At 37.8% G+C, this 20,180-nt stretch carries 16 protein-coding genes; 1 reads left to right on the top strand and 15 read right to left on the bottom strand.

The window, feature by feature from the left end; all coding sequences use genetic code 11:
* Positions 1-4: 4 nt before the first annotated feature.
* The 7 genes from pnpS to QUG14_RS24705 form a co-directional block, all read right to left on the bottom strand.
* A complete protein-coding gene (gene pnpS, locus QUG14_RS24735; RefSeq protein ID WP_289343119.1) occupies positions 5-1,765 on the bottom strand; it encodes a two-component system histidine kinase PnpS in 1,761 nt (586 codons plus the stop codon).
* Positions 1,762-2,478 carry a response regulator transcription factor gene (locus tag QUG14_RS24730; RefSeq protein ID WP_289343118.1) on the bottom strand — a complete coding sequence of 239 codons (717 nt, stop codon included), beginning with the start codon at positions 2,476-2,478 and terminating at the stop codon, positions 1,762-1,764. Before QUG14_RS24730 ends, pnpS begins: the two co-directional genes overlap by 4 nt.
* 124 nt (positions 2,479-2,602) lie before the next feature.
* Entirely contained in the window at positions 2,603-3,079 is a 477-nt protein-coding gene (locus tag QUG14_RS24725) for a MaoC/PaaZ C-terminal domain-containing protein (RefSeq protein WP_289343117.1), read from the bottom strand.
* 82 nt (positions 3,080-3,161) lie between these two features.
* Positions 3,162-4,100 carry a malate dehydrogenase gene (mdh, locus tag QUG14_RS24720; protein WP_289343116.1) on the bottom strand — a complete coding sequence of 313 codons (939 nt, stop codon included), beginning with the start codon at positions 4,098-4,100 and terminating at the stop codon, positions 3,162-3,164.
* A gap of 111 nt (positions 4,101-4,211) precedes the next feature.
* Positions 4,212-5,480: an NADP-dependent isocitrate dehydrogenase gene (icd, locus tag QUG14_RS24715; protein WP_289343115.1), complete on the bottom strand. Its 1,269-nt coding sequence runs from the start codon at positions 5,478-5,480 to the stop codon at positions 4,212-4,214.
* 148 nt (positions 5,481-5,628) lie between these two features.
* The gene (gene citZ, locus QUG14_RS24710; protein WP_289343114.1) at positions 5,629-6,747 is read right to left on the bottom strand and encodes a citrate synthase; all 1,119 of its coding nucleotides are present in this window, start codon (positions 6,745-6,747) and stop codon (positions 5,629-5,631) included.
* 370 nt (positions 6,748-7,117) lie between these two features.
* Positions 7,118-7,579 (bottom strand): DUF441 domain-containing protein, encoded by a 462-nt coding sequence (locus QUG14_RS24705; protein WP_289343113.1) that lies wholly within the window; start codon positions 7,577-7,579, stop codon positions 7,118-7,120.
* A 107-nt stretch (positions 7,580-7,686) separates the two neighbouring features.
* Here QUG14_RS24705 and ytvI point away from each other — a divergent pair, with 107 nt between their 5' ends.
* Positions 7,687-8,802, top strand: coding sequence for a sporulation integral membrane protein YtvI (gene ytvI, locus QUG14_RS24700; protein WP_289343112.1), 1,116 nt, complete (start codon positions 7,687-7,689; stop codon positions 8,800-8,802).
* A 304-nt stretch (positions 8,803-9,106) separates the two neighbouring features.
* On the opposite strand, the gene QUG14_RS24695 is transcribed toward ytvI, so the two are convergent.
* The 8 genes from QUG14_RS24695 to dnaE form a co-directional block, all read right to left on the bottom strand.
* Complete coding sequence (locus QUG14_RS24695; protein WP_289343110.1) at positions 9,107-9,493, bottom strand: FxsA family protein; 387 nt, start codon at positions 9,491-9,493, stop codon at positions 9,107-9,109.
* 85 nt (positions 9,494-9,578) lie between these two features.
* Complete coding sequence (gene pyk / locus QUG14_RS24690) at positions 9,579-11,339, bottom strand: pyruvate kinase (protein WP_289344227.1); 1,761 nt, start codon at positions 11,337-11,339, stop codon at positions 9,579-9,581.
* A gap of 38 nt (positions 11,340-11,377) precedes the next feature.
* Positions 11,378-12,337 carry a 6-phosphofructokinase gene (pfkA, locus tag QUG14_RS24685; protein ID WP_289343109.1) on the bottom strand — a complete coding sequence of 320 codons (960 nt, stop codon included), beginning with the start codon at positions 12,335-12,337 and terminating at the stop codon, positions 11,378-11,380.
* 313 nt (positions 12,338-12,650) lie between these two features.
* Entirely contained in the window at positions 12,651-13,625 is a 975-nt protein-coding gene (gene accA / locus QUG14_RS24680) for an acetyl-CoA carboxylase carboxyl transferase subunit alpha (RefSeq protein WP_289343108.1), read from the bottom strand.
* Entirely contained in the window at positions 13,619-14,494 is an 876-nt protein-coding gene (gene accD / locus QUG14_RS24675) for an acetyl-CoA carboxylase, carboxyltransferase subunit beta (protein WP_289343107.1), read from the bottom strand. Before accD ends, accA begins: the two co-directional genes overlap by 7 nt.
* Positions 14,495-14,697: 203 nt before the next feature.
* Positions 14,698-15,321 (bottom strand): FadR/GntR family transcriptional regulator, encoded by a 624-nt coding sequence (locus QUG14_RS24670; RefSeq protein WP_289343106.1) that lies wholly within the window; start codon positions 15,319-15,321, stop codon positions 14,698-14,700.
* A 7-nt stretch (positions 15,322-15,328) separates the two neighbouring features.
* Positions 15,329-16,567, bottom strand: coding sequence for an NADP-dependent malic enzyme (gene ystJ / locus QUG14_RS24665; RefSeq protein ID WP_289343105.1), 1,239 nt, complete (start codon positions 16,565-16,567; stop codon positions 15,329-15,331).
* 125 nt (positions 16,568-16,692) lie between these two features.
* Entirely contained in the window at positions 16,693-20,055 is a 3,363-nt protein-coding gene (dnaE, locus tag QUG14_RS24660) for a DNA polymerase III subunit alpha (protein WP_289343103.1), read from the bottom strand.
* Between the last annotated feature and the right edge of the window lie 125 nt (positions 20,056-20,180).

Raw genomic sequence — 20,180 nt, 5'->3', positions numbered from 1 at the left:
TGTGTTAATTCATATATTTATGTAGTTCGATAATAAACTCACTGCCCTCACCAAGGGTACTTCTCACGGAGATGTTTCCATGGTGTGCTTCAACTAAATGTTTTACGATAGCTAATCCAAGACCTGTCCCGCCAGAATCCCGGCTTCTTGCACGATCAATACGATAAAATCGTTCAAAGATTCGTGGAATTTCTTCTTGTTTAATTCCTACTCCCGAGTCTTTTACATGAATTTTTACTTTTCTCTCGTAATCAAACAGTGAAACGATGACATGTCCATTTGGCGGGGTATACAAAATCGCATTACTTATCAAATTAATAAATACTTGTTTTAAGCGATCATGATCTCCTTGTATATATAATTCTTCCCTCTGAAACTCAAGGTCTAGACGGATATCTTTGGATTTGGCTTTTTTATTAAGCATAGTTATTACTTCGTTTATTAATACATACAAGTCAAAGTCCTGAATGTTCAACTTAAATTCTTGCTGCTCAATTTTAGAAAAATCAAGCAAATCTTGAATAAGTGACTGCATACGGTCACTTTCTTTATTAATAATTGATAAAAATGCTTCTAGCGTATCTTGATTGTTCATGGCACCATCTAACAACGTTTCAGAAAAACCTTTAATGGAGGTAACTGGCGTTTTTAATTCATGCGATACATTGGCAACAAAGTCTTTTCTCATTTGTTCAAGTTTTTTAATCTCCGTAATGTCATGAAAAACGAGCAAAACACCTTTCCACACATTATTTATCCCAATAATCGGTATCCCATAAACATCAAAGTATCTTCTCTCGATTCCCAATGGAAACAGTAGATGTTTCCTGACTTTTTGTTCTGTTCTAAAAACATCTGCAATGATATTGCAGATTTCCTCTTGTTCTATTACTTCGTAATATAGTTTATTTAAGTTGTCAGCAGGGTTCACATGAAAGATGTCGGCGTAGCCCTTATTGATTAGATTAATGAACCCGCGGCTGTCAATTAAAAGTAGTCCTGCACCCATATTTTCAATTAGTGCACTTATGCGGTCTTGCTGTATTTCTTGGGCTTTACTCATTTCTTGCAGATTTTGGGCCAATATATTGATAGACATACTCAACATACTGGTCTCCTTTAATTCATTGCCTTCTATTCTAGCCCGGTAATTACCTTTCGCTAATTCAATGGCGACAGTAGTGGCAGAATCTAAGGGTTTTGTATACCTTACTGTTATTCTATATCCAAGATAGATAAAAACAATAAACACGATTAATAAGCTAATTGATAGGATCCACCAAATTTGGCTATATGCTTTTTTAAGTTCACTTGTTTTCGTAAAAATGAACAAATACCCTTCTTTTTCATTTGCCTTTATTAGCGGTTTCCATGAATAGTGTAAGTCGTATTTCTCACGCTCAACAAGTTTCGTCTCATTTTTTGGTTTTTCCTTTAAGACCTCATTAATATTTTCTCTAATCCCATTTATATTTGAAGTGTTTTCCCCACTATCAAAAAGAATCTGACCTTTCGTATCCGTAAGCGCAAGTCTTACATTTAGCATACTGCTGATTTCTAATACCTCTTGTTGATCGATTGAGTTCACTCCACCGTTATTTTCAATGTACAAGCTTAAAAGATTGCTCTCTTTATCTAAGCGTTCATTATATGTATCAAGGTAATAGCTTTTAAAAAGCTGACCAAGTAAAATTTCCAATCCAATTAATCCGATTATGATTAAACTAATTAGTGCAATAAGAAGCTTTGTACGGAAATTGTTCATTCATTCTTCGGCTCCTCGAGTTTATAACCCAGTCCTCGGACAGTTTTAATATAAACTGGTTTCTTCGTATCCACTTCAATTTTCTCACGCAGGTGTGAAATGTGAACATCTACAATACGAGTATCGCCAGCAAATTCATAATTCCAAACAGCACTTAACAATTGGTCGCGAGTTAAAACGCGATTTTTATTTTGAGCTAAATAATGCAGCAATTCGTATTCCTTTAAGGTTAATTCCAATAGTTGATTATTAAAATAAGCTTCAAATTTCTCTGGGAAAATTTGAAGTTTCCCTAGCACAATCGTTCCCCCATCATTTTGTTCCGCTTCATTATTAATTGTTTGTATCTGAATTCTTCTTAGGATTGCTTTCACTCGGGCAACAACTTCTCTTGGGCTAAAAGGCTTAATCATATAATCATCTGCACCTAGTTCCAGACCCAATATTTTATCAAATTCATCATCTTTCGCCGTTAACATTAGGATGGGAGTCATAATTTTTTGTTGACGCAGCTGTTTACACACTTCAATTCCATCCATTTTCGGTAGCATCAGGTCCAAAACAATGATATCAGGTGCCATTGTTTCCGCTAGTTGTTTACCCTTTAATCCATCCATTGCCGTGATTACGTCGAAACCTGCTTGTTCCAAATTATAATGAAGCAACGTTACAATTGATTGTTCATCGTCTACAACAAGTACCTTATTTTTCATAGTAACCTCCGAGAATTTTATCTATTTTGCCATACCTTACTCCATTATAATATAGAACCATTTAGAATACCCACTTCCAAACCCGGCAACAAAAAAAGGAATGTGGGTACATTCCTTACTAATTTTAAAAATTATCTAATACATTGCCATCCATTCCACCTAAGCGATGAGGTGGACAAACCTTCAGTTGCCCAGAAATCACAACTTCCTCTTTTTCGTTTGTGCCGACAACTGTAATCTTAACTGTATGGTCATCATGATTGACTTCGATAACTTCTAATAATAGATGGACCGTGGCATAGTGATACACAGGCTTAGGAAATTGAATATCCTGGCTTAAAATATGACTTCCTGGACCAGGTAAATATTTTGAAATAGCCGAGGTGATCATTCCAGTTAGCATAATACTAGGAACAATCGGTTTTTTGAAGGGAGTTTGTGATGCGTAATCATGCTGAATATATAGCGGGTTTGCATCATCGGTAAGACCTAGATACAGAAGAATATCCTTATCTTCGATTTTTTCAGTTAAGGCTAACTTTTCTCCCACAGACATCTCTTTTATTTCTCTACCAAGTTTTCTTTTCTTACCTAAAAGCATTCTTTTACGCTCCTTTCAATTGTAAGCGATTTCATTATTAGTCGAAAAAATTCGGGGAAGTTTTTCCCCGAATTTTAATCTCTTACACTAATACTTTCATTACAGCTTGAACAGATTCAACTGATTTATCTAGGGCTGTCTTTTCTTCTGCAGTTAGTTCAAGTTCGATAACTTTTTCTATTCCGTTTGCACCAAGGATTGTTGGTACTCCTAGATAGATACCTTCGTAACCAAATTCACCCTCAAGGTATGCGATGGAAGGAAGTACGCGACGCTGGTCTTTTAAGATTGCTTCGCACATTTCAACAAGAGATGCTGCAGGAGCATAATAAGCACTGCCGTTTCCTAGAAGGTTCACGATCTCTCCGCCGCCTTTTCTAGTACGCTCGACAATTGCTTCTAAACGGTCTTTAGGGATTAAAGTTTCTAACGGAATACCACCAGCATAGGAATAACGGACAAGAGGAACCATATCATCACCGTGACCACCTAAAACAAAGCCAGTAATATCTTTAACCGAAAGATTTAATTCTTGTGCTACGAATGTACGGAAACGTGCTGTATCTAATACACCAGATTGTCCAATTACACGATTTTTAGGGAATCCAGATTCTTTAAAAACAGTATAAGTCATTGCATCAACTGGGTTTGTTAAAACAAGAATTGTACAGTTTGGAGAATGCTTTACGATTTCCTGTGTAACACTCTTCATTACCTTTTGGTTTGTTTGAACTAAATCATCACGGCTCATTCCAGGTTTACGAGCAATACCAGCTGTAATCACAACGATATCAGAATCACGTGTATCTTCGTAATTTGAAGTACCAGTGATATTGGCATCAAATCCTTGTACTGGGCTTGCTTCAAGCATATCTAATGCTTTTCCTTTTGTCGGGTTATCCATTTGTGGGATATCAACTAGTACGACATCCCCTAATTCTTTTTGAGCTAGTAAGAATGCAGTTGTAGCACCTGTGAAACCTCCGCCAATTACGGAAACCTTTTTACGTTTTAATGACATTTTAAAACTCTCCCCTTTGAAAGTATTATTGTCGATATTCGAAAGGGCTGTTCGAAAACAGCCCTGATTACCTTTTCAAGCTTCATCTTCTAGGTGCTTTTGCCTTCTAAATTACTCCATATTCTTAATTAATTCATCTGCAAATTCAGATGTTTTAACTTCTGTTGCTCCATCCATTAGACGAGCAAAGTCATAGGTTACTACTTTAGAAGCAATCGTATTTTCTACTGATTTAATAACCATTTTAGCTGCTTCATTCCAGCCTAAGTGCTCCAGTAATAACACACCTGATAAAATAACAGATGAAGGGTTTACCTTATCAAGACCTGCATATTTAGGTGCAGTACCATGTGTTGCTTCGAAAATCGCATGTCCAGTTTCATAGTTGATGTTTGCTCCAGGAGCGATTCCGATTCCGCCTACCTGTGCTGCAAGAGCGTCAGAAATGAAGTCACCATTTAAGTTCATTGTTGCAACTACATCAAATTCACGTGGACGTGTAAGGATTTGCTGTAAGAAGATATCAGCAATCGCGTCTTTCACGATAATCTTGCCCGCTGCTTCAGCATCGCTTTGTGCTTTGTTTGCAGCGTCTGTACCTTGTTCTGCTTTAATACGGTCATATTGAGCCCATGTAAATACTTTATCACCGAATTCTTTCTCAGCAAGTTCATAACCCCAGTTTTTGAACGCGCCTTCTGTGAATTTCATGATATTCCCTTTGTGTACAAGGGTAACAGATTTACGGCCTTCTTTAATAGCATAATTAATAGCTGCACGTACTAAACGTGTTGTTCCTTCTTCAGAAACTGGCTTAATTCCGATACCAGACGTTTCTGGGAATCTAATTTTGTTAACACCCATTTCGTTTTGAAGGAAGTCGATTACTTTCTTAACCGCTTCTGAACCTTTTTCATATTCAATTCCAGCATAAATATCTTCAGTATTTTCACGGAAGATTACCATATCAGTGTCCTGTGGACGCTTAACTGGTGAAGGAACGCCCTCAAACCATCTTACAGGTCGTAAGCATACAAACAAATCTAATTCTTGACGCAGTGCTACGTTCAATGAACGAATTCCGCCGCCAACAGGAGTAGTAAGTGGACCTTTGATTGCAATCAAATATTCGTTGATCACATCAAGAGTTTCTTTTGGAAGCCATTCACCTGTTTGGTTAAACGCCTTTTCTCCCGCAAGAACTTCTTTCCATACTAATTTACGCTCGCCTTTGTAAGCTTTTTCAACAGCTGCATTTAATACTCTTTCAGATGCTGCCCAGATATCTGGTCCGATACCGTCACCCTCGATAAATGGGATGATTGGATTGTTTGGTACATTTAATACTCCGTTTGTTACCGTAATTTTTTCGCCTTGCATAGTTGTTCTCCCTCCTGATTATGTATCATCGTAGTTAATTTTGACCTTTGTCCTGCTTAAGATTGAATCCAAGGTTAAAGAATCGAATTCATTAACCTTTTCATACAATCCTATTAGAACAATTTTTTATAAAAAAGTAAAATATTAATTAACCTCTTTGGTTAATTGGAACATATGTCTGCATCCCAGGACCTGTATATTCAGCACGTGGGCGAATTAGACGATTATTATCATATTGTTCTAAAATGTGAGCAAGCCATCCTGAAACCCTGCTTACTGCAAAGATTGGTGTAAATAAATCATGGTCAATTCCTAAGCTATGGTACATCGACGCTGAGTAGAAATCTACGTTCGGCGGCAATTTCTTTTCACCAGTAACGATGCTCTCAATCTTTTCAGACATTTCATACCAATGAGGCTCACCTGTTAACTCAGTCATTTTCTTGGACATTGCTCGTAAATGCTTAGCACGAGGATCTCCTGAGCGATAAACGCGATGTCCAAAGCCCATGATTTTTTCCTTCTTCTCAAGTTTTCCACGAACATATGGCTCAACATTTTCAATTGTACCAATTTCTTTAAGCATTTTCATTACCGCTTCATTTGCACCACCGTGAAGTGGACCTTTTAGAGCTCCAATCGCAGCTGTAATGCCTGAATACACATCCGATAAAGTCGCTACACAAACTCTTGCTGTAAATGTAGACGCATTAAGTTCATGATCTGCATGTAAAACAAGTGCTTTGTCTAAAGCGTTTACAGCGATTTCATCAGGCTCTTGACCAGACAGCATGTAAAGGAAGTTTGCTGCAAAGTTTAAATCCGTTCTAGGCGCAATGGGTTCAAGACCTTTTCTAACGCGTGCAAAAGTCGTTACGATTGCAGGCATTTTAGCTTGAAGTCGTATCGCCTTTTGATAGTTTGACTCTGAATCCATTAAGTCTGCTTCTTCATCATAGAGGCCCAATAAAGAAACTGCAGAACGAAGAGCAGCCATTGGATGAACCTTTTCAATTGGATACATCTTAAAGTGCTCAATTACTTCTTGTGGAAGTGCTGCATTTTCAGCAAGCTGTTTTTTTAGTTCTGCTAATTCTGGTTCAGTTGGTAATCGACGGTGCCACAATAAATAAATTACTTCTTCAAAGCTTGCATTTTCAGCTAAATCGTCGATGCCATACCCAACATACGTTAACGTATCATCAATGATTGAACTGATGGAAGAAGTTGTTGCCACTACCCCTTCAAGACCACGTGTTACTGTCATAGAAAATCTCTCCTTCTCGTTCTATTTTCCCCTTTACCCATTACCCATTTGTTAAAAGAAGTATTTTTATCAGCTGAACCCGATAATGATGCACAGCCTTTTGAAAGAAAATCTTCATTTCAAACTTTATCATGAAATTCTGTAGCGCCTCTTTTTCAAACAAATATCTAGATTGAGCGCTTGCTCGGGATAAATCCAACAAGCCCATTAACTTTTCCTCAATAAAAAAGTCCCTTTACAAGTAATCTAGCATATTTATATAACTTATGTAAAAAAGGATACGCTTTCAAGTCCTATTATAAACAATTATCAGATTTTTGTGAATGAAAAGGGGGTGAAAAGTTCAAAAAAATATTATTTTACAAAATAGCTATCGAAAAAAATCGATCATTTTCATTGCTGTATATGCTATTCCCGCTCCGATTAGCGGGCCTACCGCAACGCCTTTGAATATGGATACAGATAGAATGGTTCCCAAAACAAGTGCAGTTGTTATATGAGGGTCATGTTCTAATAATGATACTCCGCCCTTTGCTAATAAGGCTACAATCATACCAGAAATAAGAGCTACCCATGCAAGAGGTGACTTAAACGCACTCGATAAATCCTTAAAGCCAATATCACCTGAGGCGATTGGAGCTAAAACTGCAATCGTAATGACGGTAACTCCCCAATTAATTCCTTTACCCTGGATAAAGGTGAACGTTTTTGAATCAAGTCCGCTCAATTTTAATACTAGTAAAACGATAATGGCAATCAACAAAGAGTTATTTTTTACGATAAAACCAATGATTAATAGAAGTAATAGGAACAATGTTGACTCATTTAACATGTATCTCATCCACCTTTTCTTTTGGACCTAATATGGAAAATCATGCAGTTTTGTACAAAAAATGTTAAACTAAAGCTACCTAATTGACTTTTTAAGGAGGTATGTTATTGGATAAAAAGTACTTGTATCGGACGTTTAGGTTTTTCTTGGTGATTGGCATTGTGGTTCTCGGACTACTATCATTTTATTATTTGTCAAAAGTGACCTATCCATTTCTAATTGCGATTGTTATTGCATTTTTTATCAATCCAATTGTTAACATTTTTGAAAAAAAACTTCGTATGCCCCGGGGATTAGCTGTTTTTTCGGCTTTAATCATCATTTTCGCCTTCGCTGCAGGCTTAGTTACACTGTTAGTGGCCGAAATTGTTTCCGGTGCAAACTACCTGGCTAGAGTAGTTCCTGAGCACTTAGATACGTTAATAAGCTACATCGAAGAGTATATTACTGCGCAAATTATTCCTCTTTATAATCAACTAACTAGCATGTTTAACCAATTAGAAGATGGGCAGCAAAATACGATTATCTCTAATATTGAAAATGTAGGTGCAACCATCGGATCCACTGTTGGAGATTTCATTCAAAATCTATTCGGCAATATTCCAGTAATCCTGTCATGGTTTCCCAACGCCGCAACCGTACTAATTTTTTCCTTATTAGCAACTTTCTTTATTAGTAAGGATTGGCACAGATTCTCACGCATTGGAAGCAGCATTTTACCAGAGAAAGCTAAATCTAGCGGTAAATCTGTATATCTTGATTTACAAAAGGCTTTATTCGGTTTTCTTAAGGCTCAATTGACCCTTATTTCGATAACAACCGTGATTATTTTAATTGGGCTGCTTGTCCTCCGAGTTGATTATGCCATTACGATTGCTTTAATAACGGGCATCGTTGACATTATTCCGTATCTTGGTACCGGAGCTATTTTTGTACCATGGATCATTTATGAGGTGATAACAGGGGATATTGGACTGGCAGTGGGTTTAGGAGTACTCTATTTACTTGTTATCGTTCAGAGACAAATTATGGAGCCAAAAATACTTTCGTCCAATATCGGGCTCGATCCATTAGCCACCTTAATTGCCTTATTTGTCGGATTCAAATTAATCGGCTTCCTTGGATTAATTGTCGGTCCAGTTACCCTAGTAATCGTAAGCACACTCTACCGTGCAAAAGTTTTTCACGACCTTTGGACCTTTATTAAAGGAAAAGAAATTTAATATACAAAGAAACTCACCATAGTTGGTGAGTTTCTTTATTAGGAATCAGTAATCGAGTAACCGTCAAAAGGAAATAAGCGGAGAATTCCCGCTTATTTGCTGAATGGGGTTCTTTTCTGAATAAATAAGCGGAGTTTTTCCGGCTATTCAGAGAAAAATTACCCATTTTCACGTTTTTTTAGTTAATAGACGGAATTTCTCCGTCTATTTAAGCGATTTTTATTCATATTTTCTAATTAAGCGGAATTCCTCCGCCTATTTATCAAAGCGGTTGCTAATCTGATTCCCAGCCGTTAAGTCGTTTTTATTTTATTATTTTAATATTGCCTTTTTCAATTCTCCTGCGCAGAGCATTAATCATTAAAAACTTAAATGGTTTTCTAGACGGCGGGAACAACAATAAGAATCCAGCAATATCTGTAATGAATCCGGGTGTCAATAAAAGAGTTCCGCCAATTAGTATACAGATGCCATCTAGTACTGAATCCCCTGGAATTTGACCATATGCGAGTTGTTCCTGTGCTCTTTTTATGGTCTGTAAGCCTTCCCTCTTAGCTAAATAGGCTCCGATGACTCCTGTCATAATAATAAAAGCAATCGTAGGAAACACACCTATTGTATTACCTGATATCAATAGGACAGCAATATCTATAGCCGGAATTAATATAATTAATAGTGCTAAATAACGCATTTTTCTATCCCCTTCAAAAACATGCTTGTATCTATTATATACCGAATAATTGAAAAAAGAAGGGAATCTCCCTTCTTTTTCTTACTTATAGCACACTTGCATGCCCGTTATAAATGACACCTCTTGATGCGTCTACAGTGATTTCTTGACCATCTCTAAATAGTTCTAGGGCGTTTTCAACACCAACTATTACTGGAATCCCAAGGTTAAGTCCCACAACTGCAGCATGGCTGGTTAACCCGCCTTCTTGCGTTATCAAGGCTGCGCATTTTTCAATTGCTGGTACCATATCACGGTCGGAACCAAGTGTAACTAAAATGGAACCTGGTTTTACTTTTTCAATAGCCTCTCCCGCGTTATGGGCGATAACCACTTTACCAAAAGCTGATTTGCGGCCGATTCCTTGCGCTCTCGTAATAATATCGCCGACAACATGAATTTTCATTAAGTTCGTTGTACCAGCTTCACCAACTGGGACACCAGCTGTAATAACAACTAGATCACCATGTTTGACGAGACCGCTGTTTACACTATCTTCAACAGCGCTATCCAGCATTTCATCTGTTGAGCTGCACATTCTACCGAGTTGAGGATATACACCCCATACAAGCGCTAAACGGCGGCATACATGCTCGTTTGCTGTCACAGCAACAATTGGTGCTTTTGTACGGTATTTAGATATCATTCTTGCAGTATGACCACTTTCAGTTGGTGTAATAATCGCATTCACATCTAAATTTAGAGCTGTATGAGCAACTGACTGACCAATTGCATCCGTTAGATTGTGTTCTGTATCTTTGCTGCGGGCAGATAAAATTTCTTTATGGTCTAAAGCCTGTTCTGCTCTAGAAGCAATATTATGCATGGTTTGAACGGCTTCAACCGGATATATTCCTGCAGCAGTTTCTCCAGATAACATAATGGCGTCTGTACCATCAAAGATTGCATTGGCAACATCACTTGCTTCTGCACGTGTTGGGCGTGGATTACGCTGCATAGAGTCAAGCATTTGTGTAGCAGTTATAACAGGTTTACCATGTGCATTACATTTTTTTATTAACATTTTTTGCACAAGAGGTACTTCTTCAGCAGGTATTTCAACTCCTAAATCACCACGTGCGACCATTAGACCATCGGAAACTTCTAAGATTTCATCAATGTTATCTACGCCTTCTTGGTTTTCTATCTTAGGAATAATATGAATGTGTGTAGCTTGCTTTTCTTCTAGAATCTGGCGAATCTCTAGAACATCACTTGCACGTCTAACAAAGGAAGCGGCTATAAAATCAATACCCTGTTCAATTCCGAAAAGAATATCGTTTGTATCCTTTTCTGTAATACCTGGAAGTTTTACAGATACTCCTGGAACATTGACTCCTTTTTTGTTCTTCAAGGTTCCACTGTTAAGGATTTTTGTTTGAATCTCATTTTGTTCCTTATCAATCGTTAGAACTTCTAGTCCAATCAGACCGTCATCTAATAGAATCTTTGATCCCACATGAACATCATCAATTAATCCAGGATATGTAATTGAAAACTTTTCAGTAGTACCTTCTACTTCGTTCATCGAAATAATAATGTTATCTCCTGATTTGAGTTCAATTGCTCCGTTTACCATATTATTCGTGCGAATTTCAGGACCTTTTGTATCAAGTAAAATAGCAACCGTTTTTCCCGTCATTTTTGAAGCTTCTCGGATATTTAGGATTCTCTGTCCATGCTCTTCAAAATCACCATGGGAAAAATTCAAGCGGGCCACATTCATCCCAGATTCTATTAATTGAGTCAATTTTTCTACACTTTCACTTGCAGGACCAATTGTACAAACGATCTTTGTTTTACGCAACATCTTTTGTTTCCTCCTATATTTCAACTAGTACTTTTTTAAATTGACAATTCTTTTGAAAGTTTCACAAGGTCTAGATCAAGCTTGTGCTTTCTTTCTAATGCTTCCACGATATCATAATCAACGAGCCTATTACTTTCCATCCCTACAGCACGGCCGCCCTTGCCTTCAATTAATAATTCTACTGCTCTTGCCCCTAAGCGGCTTGCCAGAACCCTGTCAGCTGCAGTAGGAGAACCACCGCGTTGAATATGACCAAGTACAGATACTCTTGTATCAAAGTTCGTTGCTTCTTTAAGCTGTTTGGCAAAATCATTGCCGTTGCAAACCCCTTCAGCCACAATAATGATACTATGCTTTTTCCCACGTTCCTGTCCTTTGCGAAGTCTATCGGCAACTTCAGTCATTGTATAGCCTTCTTCAGGAATAAGAATGGTCTCTGCTCCACCGGCAAGTCCAGCAAACAAAGCTATGTCCCCTGCGTCACGCCCCATTACCTCAATCACAAAAGTTCTTTCATGAGATGTAGCCGTATCACGGATTTTATCTAGAGCATCAATAACTGTATTTAATGCTGTATCAAAACCAATGGTTACTTCCGTACCGGGAATATCATTGTCGATTGTTCCAGGAACACCAACACATGGATAACCTTGTTGTGTTAAAGCTCTTGCACCACGATAAGAACCATCGCCACCAATGACAACAAGCCCTTCAATACCGTGTGCCTTTAACTGCTCAATTCCTTTTTGCTGTCCCTCTGGTGTTTTAAATTCTGGGCAGCGTGCAGTATGCAGCATGGTACCTCCGCGATGAATGATATCACCAACAGATCCGAGTTCAAGTTTTTTTATATTTCCAGAAATTAATCCAGTATATCCACCATAGATTCCGTAAACCTCTATGTTATGAAAGATTGCTTTCCGAACAACCGCTCGAATTGCAGGATTCATTCCAGGTGAATCTCCACCACTAGTAAGAACACCAATTTTTTTCATTTCTACCACCTCATGTGATTTAAATTAGTATGTATGTCTGAATAATAAGTTCATTACAAAAGATTAACTCATACAATTACTTCATTTATTATTTACATAAAATCCGGGAATATTTATAAAATACCATTAAAGAGACAACTATAACAACTCAATCCTATTAGTAAAATTAATAGACGGAATAATCTATCAACTGCAAACGCTTAACCAAGAAATGGAAACGTAATCATTTACATTTCTTGGATTTTCGGTGACATAATTGTGAAATGGCAAAACTCCAAGAAAATTTAAAAACGTGCTCTCACGGAGCACGTTTTTAAATGCTAATATAATCCTTTAAAAAGGAATATTCACCTATTGTTCTAAATTTATTATAGCGATCTGCAACAAGTTCTTCTTCATTCAGATCTAGAAGTTCTTTTAAGGACTTTTTCAATACGGTATCAATTGCCTCAGCTTGACCCTTTACATCTCTATGTGCGCCACCCTTAATTTCAGGGATGATATCATCAATGATGCCGAGTTCCTTCAAGTCAGGCGCAGTAATTTTCATCGACTCTGCAGCCTTCTTGGAAAGTGAAGAGTCTTTCCAAAGGATTGCAGCAGCACCTTCTGGTGATATAACGGAGTAGGTGGAATTTTCGAGCATATACATCCGGTTGCCTACTCCTAAAGCAAGCGCACCGCCACTTCCCCCTTCACCGATCACGATACAAATGACTGGAACCTTTAGCCCGGCCATTTCAAACAGGTTTCGCGCAATTGCTTCGCTTTGTCCCCGTTCCTCTGCAGCCTTTCCTGGATAGGCTCCTTTCGTATCAATAAAGCACACAATCGGACGATTAAATTTATCAGCCTGCTTCATCAAACGAAGTGCCTTCCTATAGCCTTCAGGATGAGGCATTCCAAAGTTTCTGCGAATATTTTCTTTTGTATCTTTGCCTCTTTGATGCCCGATAACTGTAATTGGCAACCCATGAAACTTAGCTACCCCTCCTACAATCGCTTCATCATCACCAAATGACCTGTCCCCATGACATTCAAAGAATCCTTCAAAGAGGTTTTCAATATAGTCTAATGTGGTCGGTCTATTTGGATGTCGAGCAATTTGTACTCTGTCCCATGGTTTAATATTGTCATAAATATCTTTTTCAAGTTTCTCAAGCCTTGATTCTAATTTTTCAATTTCAGAAGATAAATCAACATCGGCCGTTTTTGTAAATTCTTTTAGTTCGGCAATTTTATTCCGTAATTGCACGATCGGGCGTTCAAATTCTAATTCTCCTACCATTCGAGCTCACCTCCTGGTTGATGAATTTCAAGTAAGTTTGTGATTTTGTCAATTAAGTCAAGTCGAGAAATAATGGCGTCGAGTTGACCATGCTTCAATAGAAACTCTGATGTTTGAAAGTCTTCAGGCAGTTCCTCACGAATAGATTGTTCGATTACTCTGCGGCCAGCAAAACCTATTAATGCTCCCGGTTCAGCAAAATTGTAATCCCCAAGTGACGCGAAGCTGGCTGAAACGCCTCCCGTTGTTGGGTGAGTCATGATTGAAATAATTAGCCCGCCATTGTCACTAAATCGCTTTAATGCAACACTTGTCTTAGCCATTTGCATTAGGCTAAGAACGCCTTCTTGCATCCTTGCACCGCCAGAGGCTGTAAAAATAATAAATGGGACTGACATTTCATCCGCTTTTTCAATTGCACGTGTGATTTTTTCACCCACAACAGAACCCATACTTCCCATTCTAAAAGTAGAATCCATAATCGCTACGACAATCTTATTTTCATTTACTGTTCCACAGCCAGTAACTACCGCTTCATTAATCTTTGTTTTTAGACGGTCTTTTTCTACTTTTTCAAGGTAATCTGGGAAGTTCAACGGGTTTTCAGAAACCATATTCTCATTTAGTTCTTCGAAGCTTCCTTCATCTAAAAAGCTGACAATACGCTCTTTTGCATTCATGCCGAAGTGATACCCACAAGTAATACAAACTTTCAAATTTTTATTAAGTTCTTTTGTATACATTATGGTTTTACACGATGGACATTTAGTCATAATTCCTTCAGGTACATCATTTTTCGCAGCCTCGGTAGGAATCGTTGCATATTTTTTCTTTTTAAGAGTATTTTTTGTAAAAAGGTCTTTAAGCAATTTGTCCAAACCTCCCTCGTTGGAAAAAATCAAGCCAAACGGCAAGTTTTTATGATCTTATATTGAAGTCTTTCCTTAAATAATGACAATTCAAACCTAACCTTTTAAAAACTGGTCAGACCACCTAAACATTAAAAATGCCCACATCAAATTGGGCTTGATTGCTTGTCTATCACTATAAAGGATAAATACTTCAAATTCTGTTAGTATTTGTCGGTAAAAATAGACAAATTTCTTAGTTGCCGATATGCAGTTAATGTTTTAATCTCATCTTTTTCAACCAATGCGTCTAGTAACAATAAATAGCTTTTGCTATTATACTCCACTTTCTCTAAATTTAGCGAATTATAATAATCCTTTAAAATTAGCCAGATTCTAGAAAATAAATAGTTATCTGCCATTTCTACTAACTGAAAAAAGAATTGATCATCATTTAATTGGCCGGCTTCAACCAAGCTCTTTACCCTTAATAACCGCTTCTCATCCGTTCTATTCAGAACTAAACGGAGGAAGTCCATCTCTATTAAGTTCTTTGTTTCAATTACATCTAATTTTGCTTTTTCGTCTTGAAGAATGAAGGTTCCTAGCAGTTGTACTAGCTGATTTCCGCGAAAATCTCTAATATACGTACCTTCACCACGCCGTGTTTCAATTAATCCGAGAAGTTCTAATGCTCTTAAAGCTTCCCGAACGGAAGAGCGCCCGACATTCAGGCGCTCAGACAATTCCCGTTCAGATGGGATTTTATCTCCAGATTGTAAATTATCTGCAGATATCATCTCTCTTAGTTGTTTAACAATTTCTAGATATACTTTAGTATTGGTCACTTACGAATCACTCACTTTTACCAATAATAGCGAGCCTCATTGTTTTTTCTTTCACATCTTCAGGGTCAACCTTAATACGGGCAACCCCCGTTTCCATAGCCGCTTTTGCTACAGCTGCAGCAACTGCTGGCGCAACTCTCGGATCAAAAGGTGCAGGGATGACATAATCTTCATTTAGTTCTGATTCATTTATTAAACTGGCAATTGCCTCGACAGCTGCCACTTTCATTTCTTCGTTTATGTGTGTCGCACGAACATCTAAAGCCCCGCGGAAAATCCCTGGGAAAGCCAGTACATTATTGACTTGATTTGGGAAATCTGATCTGCCAGTTCCCACTACTCTTGCTCCTGCTTCTTTAGCTATATCCGGCATGATCTCTGGGTTAGGGTTAGCCATTGCAAAAATGATCGAATCTTTATTCATTGATGCAACCATTTCTTTCGTCAGTGCTCCTGCAACAGATACACCGATAAATACATCAGCACCCTTAATTACATCTGCAAGACTTCCAGTAAGGTTATCACGATTTGTGAATTTTGCAACCTCTGCCTTAACATCATTCATTCCATTAGGGCGGCCTTCATAAATGGCACCCTTTGTGTCACACATAATAATATCTCTTACTCCATAACTGTGTAATAATTTAATAATGGCAATTCCAGCAGCTCCTGCACCATTGGCAACAACCTTGATTTCAGTTATTTTTTTGCCAATCAGCTTTAGCGCATTTACAAGACCTGCAGCAGTAACAATCGCCGTTCCATGTTGATCATCATGGAATACAGGAATATTGGTTTCTTTTTTTAATCTTTCTTCAATGACAAAACAATTTGGTGCAGCGATATCTTCAAGATTTACGCCGCCAAAGGTCGGTTCAAGGAGCTTAACCGTTTCAATTATTTTTTCGACATCTGTAGTGTTTAAACAGATTGGGAAGGCATCGACACCAGCAAAGCTTTTAAATAATACTGCTTTACCCTCCATTACTGGAAGGGCAGCTTCTGGTCCAATATTTCCAAGGCCCAAGACAGCTGTGCCATCAGTAACGACAGCAACCATATTGCCTTTCATCGTGTATTCATAAACCGTTTCTGGTTTTTCGTAAATATCTTTACACGGTTCGGCTACGCCAGGTGAATACGCTAAACTTAAATCCTTTGCATTTCTGACAGGTACTTTTGATTTTGATTCTAGCTTTCCTTTGTTAATTCGATGCATGTGTAATGCTTCTTCCCGTAATGTCAAGATATGTCACCCCTTATATTAGTACAAAAAGAAATCGTTAAATACATGAATACTAGTCTGTTTTAGTGGTCAGACCACACCCATCTCATTTACCACTATATCATATCTGTAAGCGTTGTAAAGAATTATTCTTTCAAAACGACATTATCTCTGCCCAAAAAATCACTCAAAAAATCCATTAATTTATTGCTAGGCTGAATCATAAATTCATTTCCCAGTCTCATGGTTTTCTTGGTGGCTTCATAATGCAATACAACTTTTGTCATTCCAATATTATCCTTAAAAATCTGTTTTAATTGATTTAATGACTGCTCGTCTTGTTTTTCCTCTACTATTTTTAAATATAAAATGGATTCCTGCTTGGCTTTCGTGTTTAACCATGTTTCTATTTCCGTCACTTGTTGAATAATAAACTGAAGCTTGCCATCTCGTTCTTCCACTTTCCCTTCGATTAAAGCAAATTGTCCATTAGCTAAAAGGTGAGAGTATTTTTTGTAGACAACTGGAAATGCGACGGCTTCCATTTCTCCGCTAGAATCACTAATATTCAAAAAGGACATTGAATCTCCTTTTTTAGTCCGAATTTTCCGGGATGATGTAATATAAACCCCGGCCGCCGCGCGTTTATGTTCAACTGATAATTCAAACAATCCAAAGGCTCCAGCCTGTTTAAGTCTTTTTTCGAAAACGGATATTGGATGGTCAGAAAGGTAGAAACCAAGAGCCTCCTTTTCAAAAAGAAGTTTATCCTCCAGTCTGATAGGGTCAACCTGCACGTACTTAGGCTTTAGCTGAAATTCATCTAGAAATAATTCCACTTGACTTGATTCATCTACTTTAAATAATTGTGCGTGCTCTAGAGCAACATCCAAACTTGCAAGTAAGACAGCACGATCTTCTTTGAATTCATCGAAACTTCCAGAATGAACAAGAACCTCTAGGGTTTTTCGATTAATTGCTTTAGAAGAAATCCTTGTGCAAAAGTCGAATAAATCCTCGAATTTTTTATTTTTCCTAGCGGAGAAAATTTCTCTTAATGCTGCAGCACCAACACTCTTAATCGCAGCAAGACTATAGCGAATCCCTGTCTTCTCAACCTGAAAGGAAAATCCACTGTAGTTAACGGACGGAGGCAGGATTTCGATATCCTTTTGTTTTGTTTCTAAGATGTATTGGGCAATTTTTGTCTCATTCCCGATTGCTGAGGTTAACAAACCAGCCATAAAATAAAGGGGATAATTCGCTTTTAAATATGCGAGTTGGTAGGCTATTAAGCTGTAGGCAACCGCGTGGCTTCGATTAAAACCATAATTTGCAAACCGAACGATTAAATCATAAATATCATTCGCGAGTGCTGCGTCATACCCTTTCTTTAAAGCACCTTGAACAAAATGAGTTCGTTCCCTATCCAATACTTCCTTCTGCTTCTTCCCTACTGCCCTTCGCAGTAAATCCGCTTCGCCGAGCGAAAAACCAGCCATCTTAGAGGCAATTTGCATGATTTGTTCCTGGTATACAATTACCCCATAGGTGTTTTCTAGAATGTGTTCTAAATCTTTATGGGGGTATTCCACTGCTTGCCTTCCATGCTTGCGGTCAATAAAAAGGGGTATGTTCTCCATTGGTCCCGGACGATATAAAGCATTAACCGCAACGATATCCTCAAAGCGTGAAGGCTTCAATCGTGACAGTACCTTTCTCATCCCCTCTGATTCTAGTTGAAAAATACCTGTTGTTTCTCCCCTAGCCAACAGTTCGAATGTACTCTCATCATTTAAAGGAATCGTTTTGATCTCTACTTTTCTACCCGTTTTTCTATGAATGGAAGATAGTATCGATTCAATCAACGATAAATTTCTCAATCCAAGGAAATCCATTTTTAACAAGCCTATTTCCTCAAGATGTTCCATAGAGTACTGGGTTAAGTAAACGTGATTATGCCCTTTTTGAATTGGAATTAGCTCAATTAACTGCTTCTCACTAATAACCACGCCTGCTGCATGTGTAGAGGTGTGACGAGGCAATCCCTCCAGTTTTAAAGCTGTTTCATAAAGTTTTCGATTTATTGGGCTTTCATCAACGAAAGACCTTAGTGGCTGCGATTCTTTATATGCATCTTTTAGATTTATTCCTAGTCGCGCGGGAATCCGTCTTGATAGTTGTTCTAATTCCTTTGTGTTTAACCCAAAAGCCCGGCCCACATCTCTAATTGCGGCCTTGGCAGCAAGCGTTCCAAAGGTAACTATTTGCGCTACATGTAATTCCCCATATTTCTTTGCAACGTATTCAATGACCTCATCCCGTCGGTGGTCAGGAAAATCTATATCAATATCCGGCATCGATATCCGCTCTGGATTTAGAAATCTCTCAAAAAGTAAATGATGTGATAGTGGATCGACATCGGTAATATACAATACATAGGCAACAAGTGAACCCGCAGCCGATCCCCTTCCAGGACCTGTCAAAATACCATTCTCACGTGCATATCTCATAAAATCCCAAACAATTAAAAAATAATTACTAAATTTCATGGAGTTAATGACAGATAGTTCATATGACAAACGGTCAAAGTGTTCTTGGGTAGGTGCAGCAAATCTCTCTTTTAATCCTTTTTGGCAGAGGTTCTCTAGGTATTTCTCTGCTGGCTGCCCATTTTCGGTCGGAAATTCAGGCAGGTAGGTTTTGTTTAATTCAATGTTTACCATACACCTTTTCGCAATCATAATACTGTTCTCTAACGCTTGGGGCATATCCGGAAATGTTTCAATCATTTCCTTTGCTGTTTTCAAATAAAATTGATCACTTTCTAATCTTTTTCGATGTTCATCCTGAAGTTTGTCTCCATTTTTTATCGCGACTAAACATTCCTGAGCAAACATATCCTCTTGTTCGATGTAATGGACTCTATTCGTTGCGACTAAGGGGATATTAAGTTCTTCAGCAATACTTTGAATCCTCTTATTTACGGTTTTTTCCTTCTCTAAATGATGATTTTGTACCGCTAGAAAAAATGATTCTTTTCCAAAGATGGACTGAAGTTTTCTAATGATTTCAATTGCTTGTTCTTGTTGATCGTTTAGAAGATTTTGTTCGATCTCCCCTTCTAACCCTGGAGTAATGGCAATAAGTCCTTCCGCGTAATGCTTTAACCATTTAAATGGGATACCGTTTGTTGCTTTTGTTTGGAAAGCGCTAGAAATTTTTAAAAGATTTTTAAATCCTTTTTCATTTTCGGCCAGTAAGACTAACGGGAATGATTCTTCCTTTTCTATTTCGCTTTCTATATCTACAGTTAAACCAATAATAGGCTGTATACTATTTTTTATACATAGCTTATAAAATTCAATCGTTCCATGCATAACATTTCTATCTGTTAATGCAATCGCTTTAAAACCTTTTTCTTTTGCTTTATCAATTAATTCATGAACCGATGCGGTGCTTGTTAACAAGCTATATGCACTATATACATGAAGGTGAATAAACGACATTTTTGTCACCCCTTCCTACTAAATCTCTTATCTTTATTATAGAGCCATTGGGTAAAAAAAGAAAATATGTTCTTATTTTAAAAATCATAAACATAGATGTTCGTCCATATAAATGATACATAGGA

This window comes from Neobacillus sp. CF12, assembly GCF_030348765.1.
GTDB lineage: Bacteria > Bacillota > Bacilli > Bacillales > Cytobacillaceae > Neobacillus.
This window is presented reverse-complemented; position numbering and strand designations above follow the sequence as displayed.

Coding starts and splice junctions, on each gene's coding strand:
- pnpS (WP_289343119.1), bottom strand. CDS start 1,765: ATGAACAATTTCCGTACAAAGCTTCTTATTGCACTAATTAGTTTAATC.
- QUG14_RS24730 (WP_289343118.1), bottom strand. CDS start 2,478: ATGAAAAATAAGGTACTTGTTGTAGACGATGAACAATCAATTGTAACG.
- QUG14_RS24725 (WP_289343117.1), bottom strand. CDS start 3,079: ATGCTTTTAGGTAAGAAAAGAAAACTTGGTAGAGAAATAAAAGAGATG.
- mdh (WP_289343116.1), bottom strand. CDS start 4,100: ATGTCATTAAAACGTAAAAAGGTTTCCGTAATTGGCGGAGGTTTCACA.
- icd (WP_289343115.1), bottom strand. CDS start 5,480: ATGCAAGGCGAAAAAATTACGGTAACAAACGGAGTATTAAATGTACCA.
- citZ (WP_289343114.1), bottom strand. CDS start 6,747: ATGACAGTAACACGTGGTCTTGAAGGGGTAGTGGCAACAACTTCTTCC.
- QUG14_RS24705 (WP_289343113.1), bottom strand. CDS start 7,579: ATGTTAAATGAGTCAACATTGTTCCTATTACTTCTATTAATCATTGGT.
- QUG14_RS24695 (WP_289343110.1), bottom strand. CDS start 9,493: ATGCGTTATTTAGCACTATTAATTATATTAATTCCGGCTATAGATATT.
- pfkA (WP_289343109.1), bottom strand. CDS start 12,337: ATGAAAAAAATTGGTGTTCTTACTAGTGGTGGAGATTCACCTGGAATG.
- accA (WP_289343108.1), bottom strand. CDS start 13,625: ATGGTAGGAGAATTAGAATTTGAACGCCCGATCGTGCAATTACGGAAT.
- dnaE (WP_289343103.1), bottom strand. CDS start 20,055: ATGTCGTTTATTCACCTTCATGTATATAGTGCATATAGCTTGTTAACA.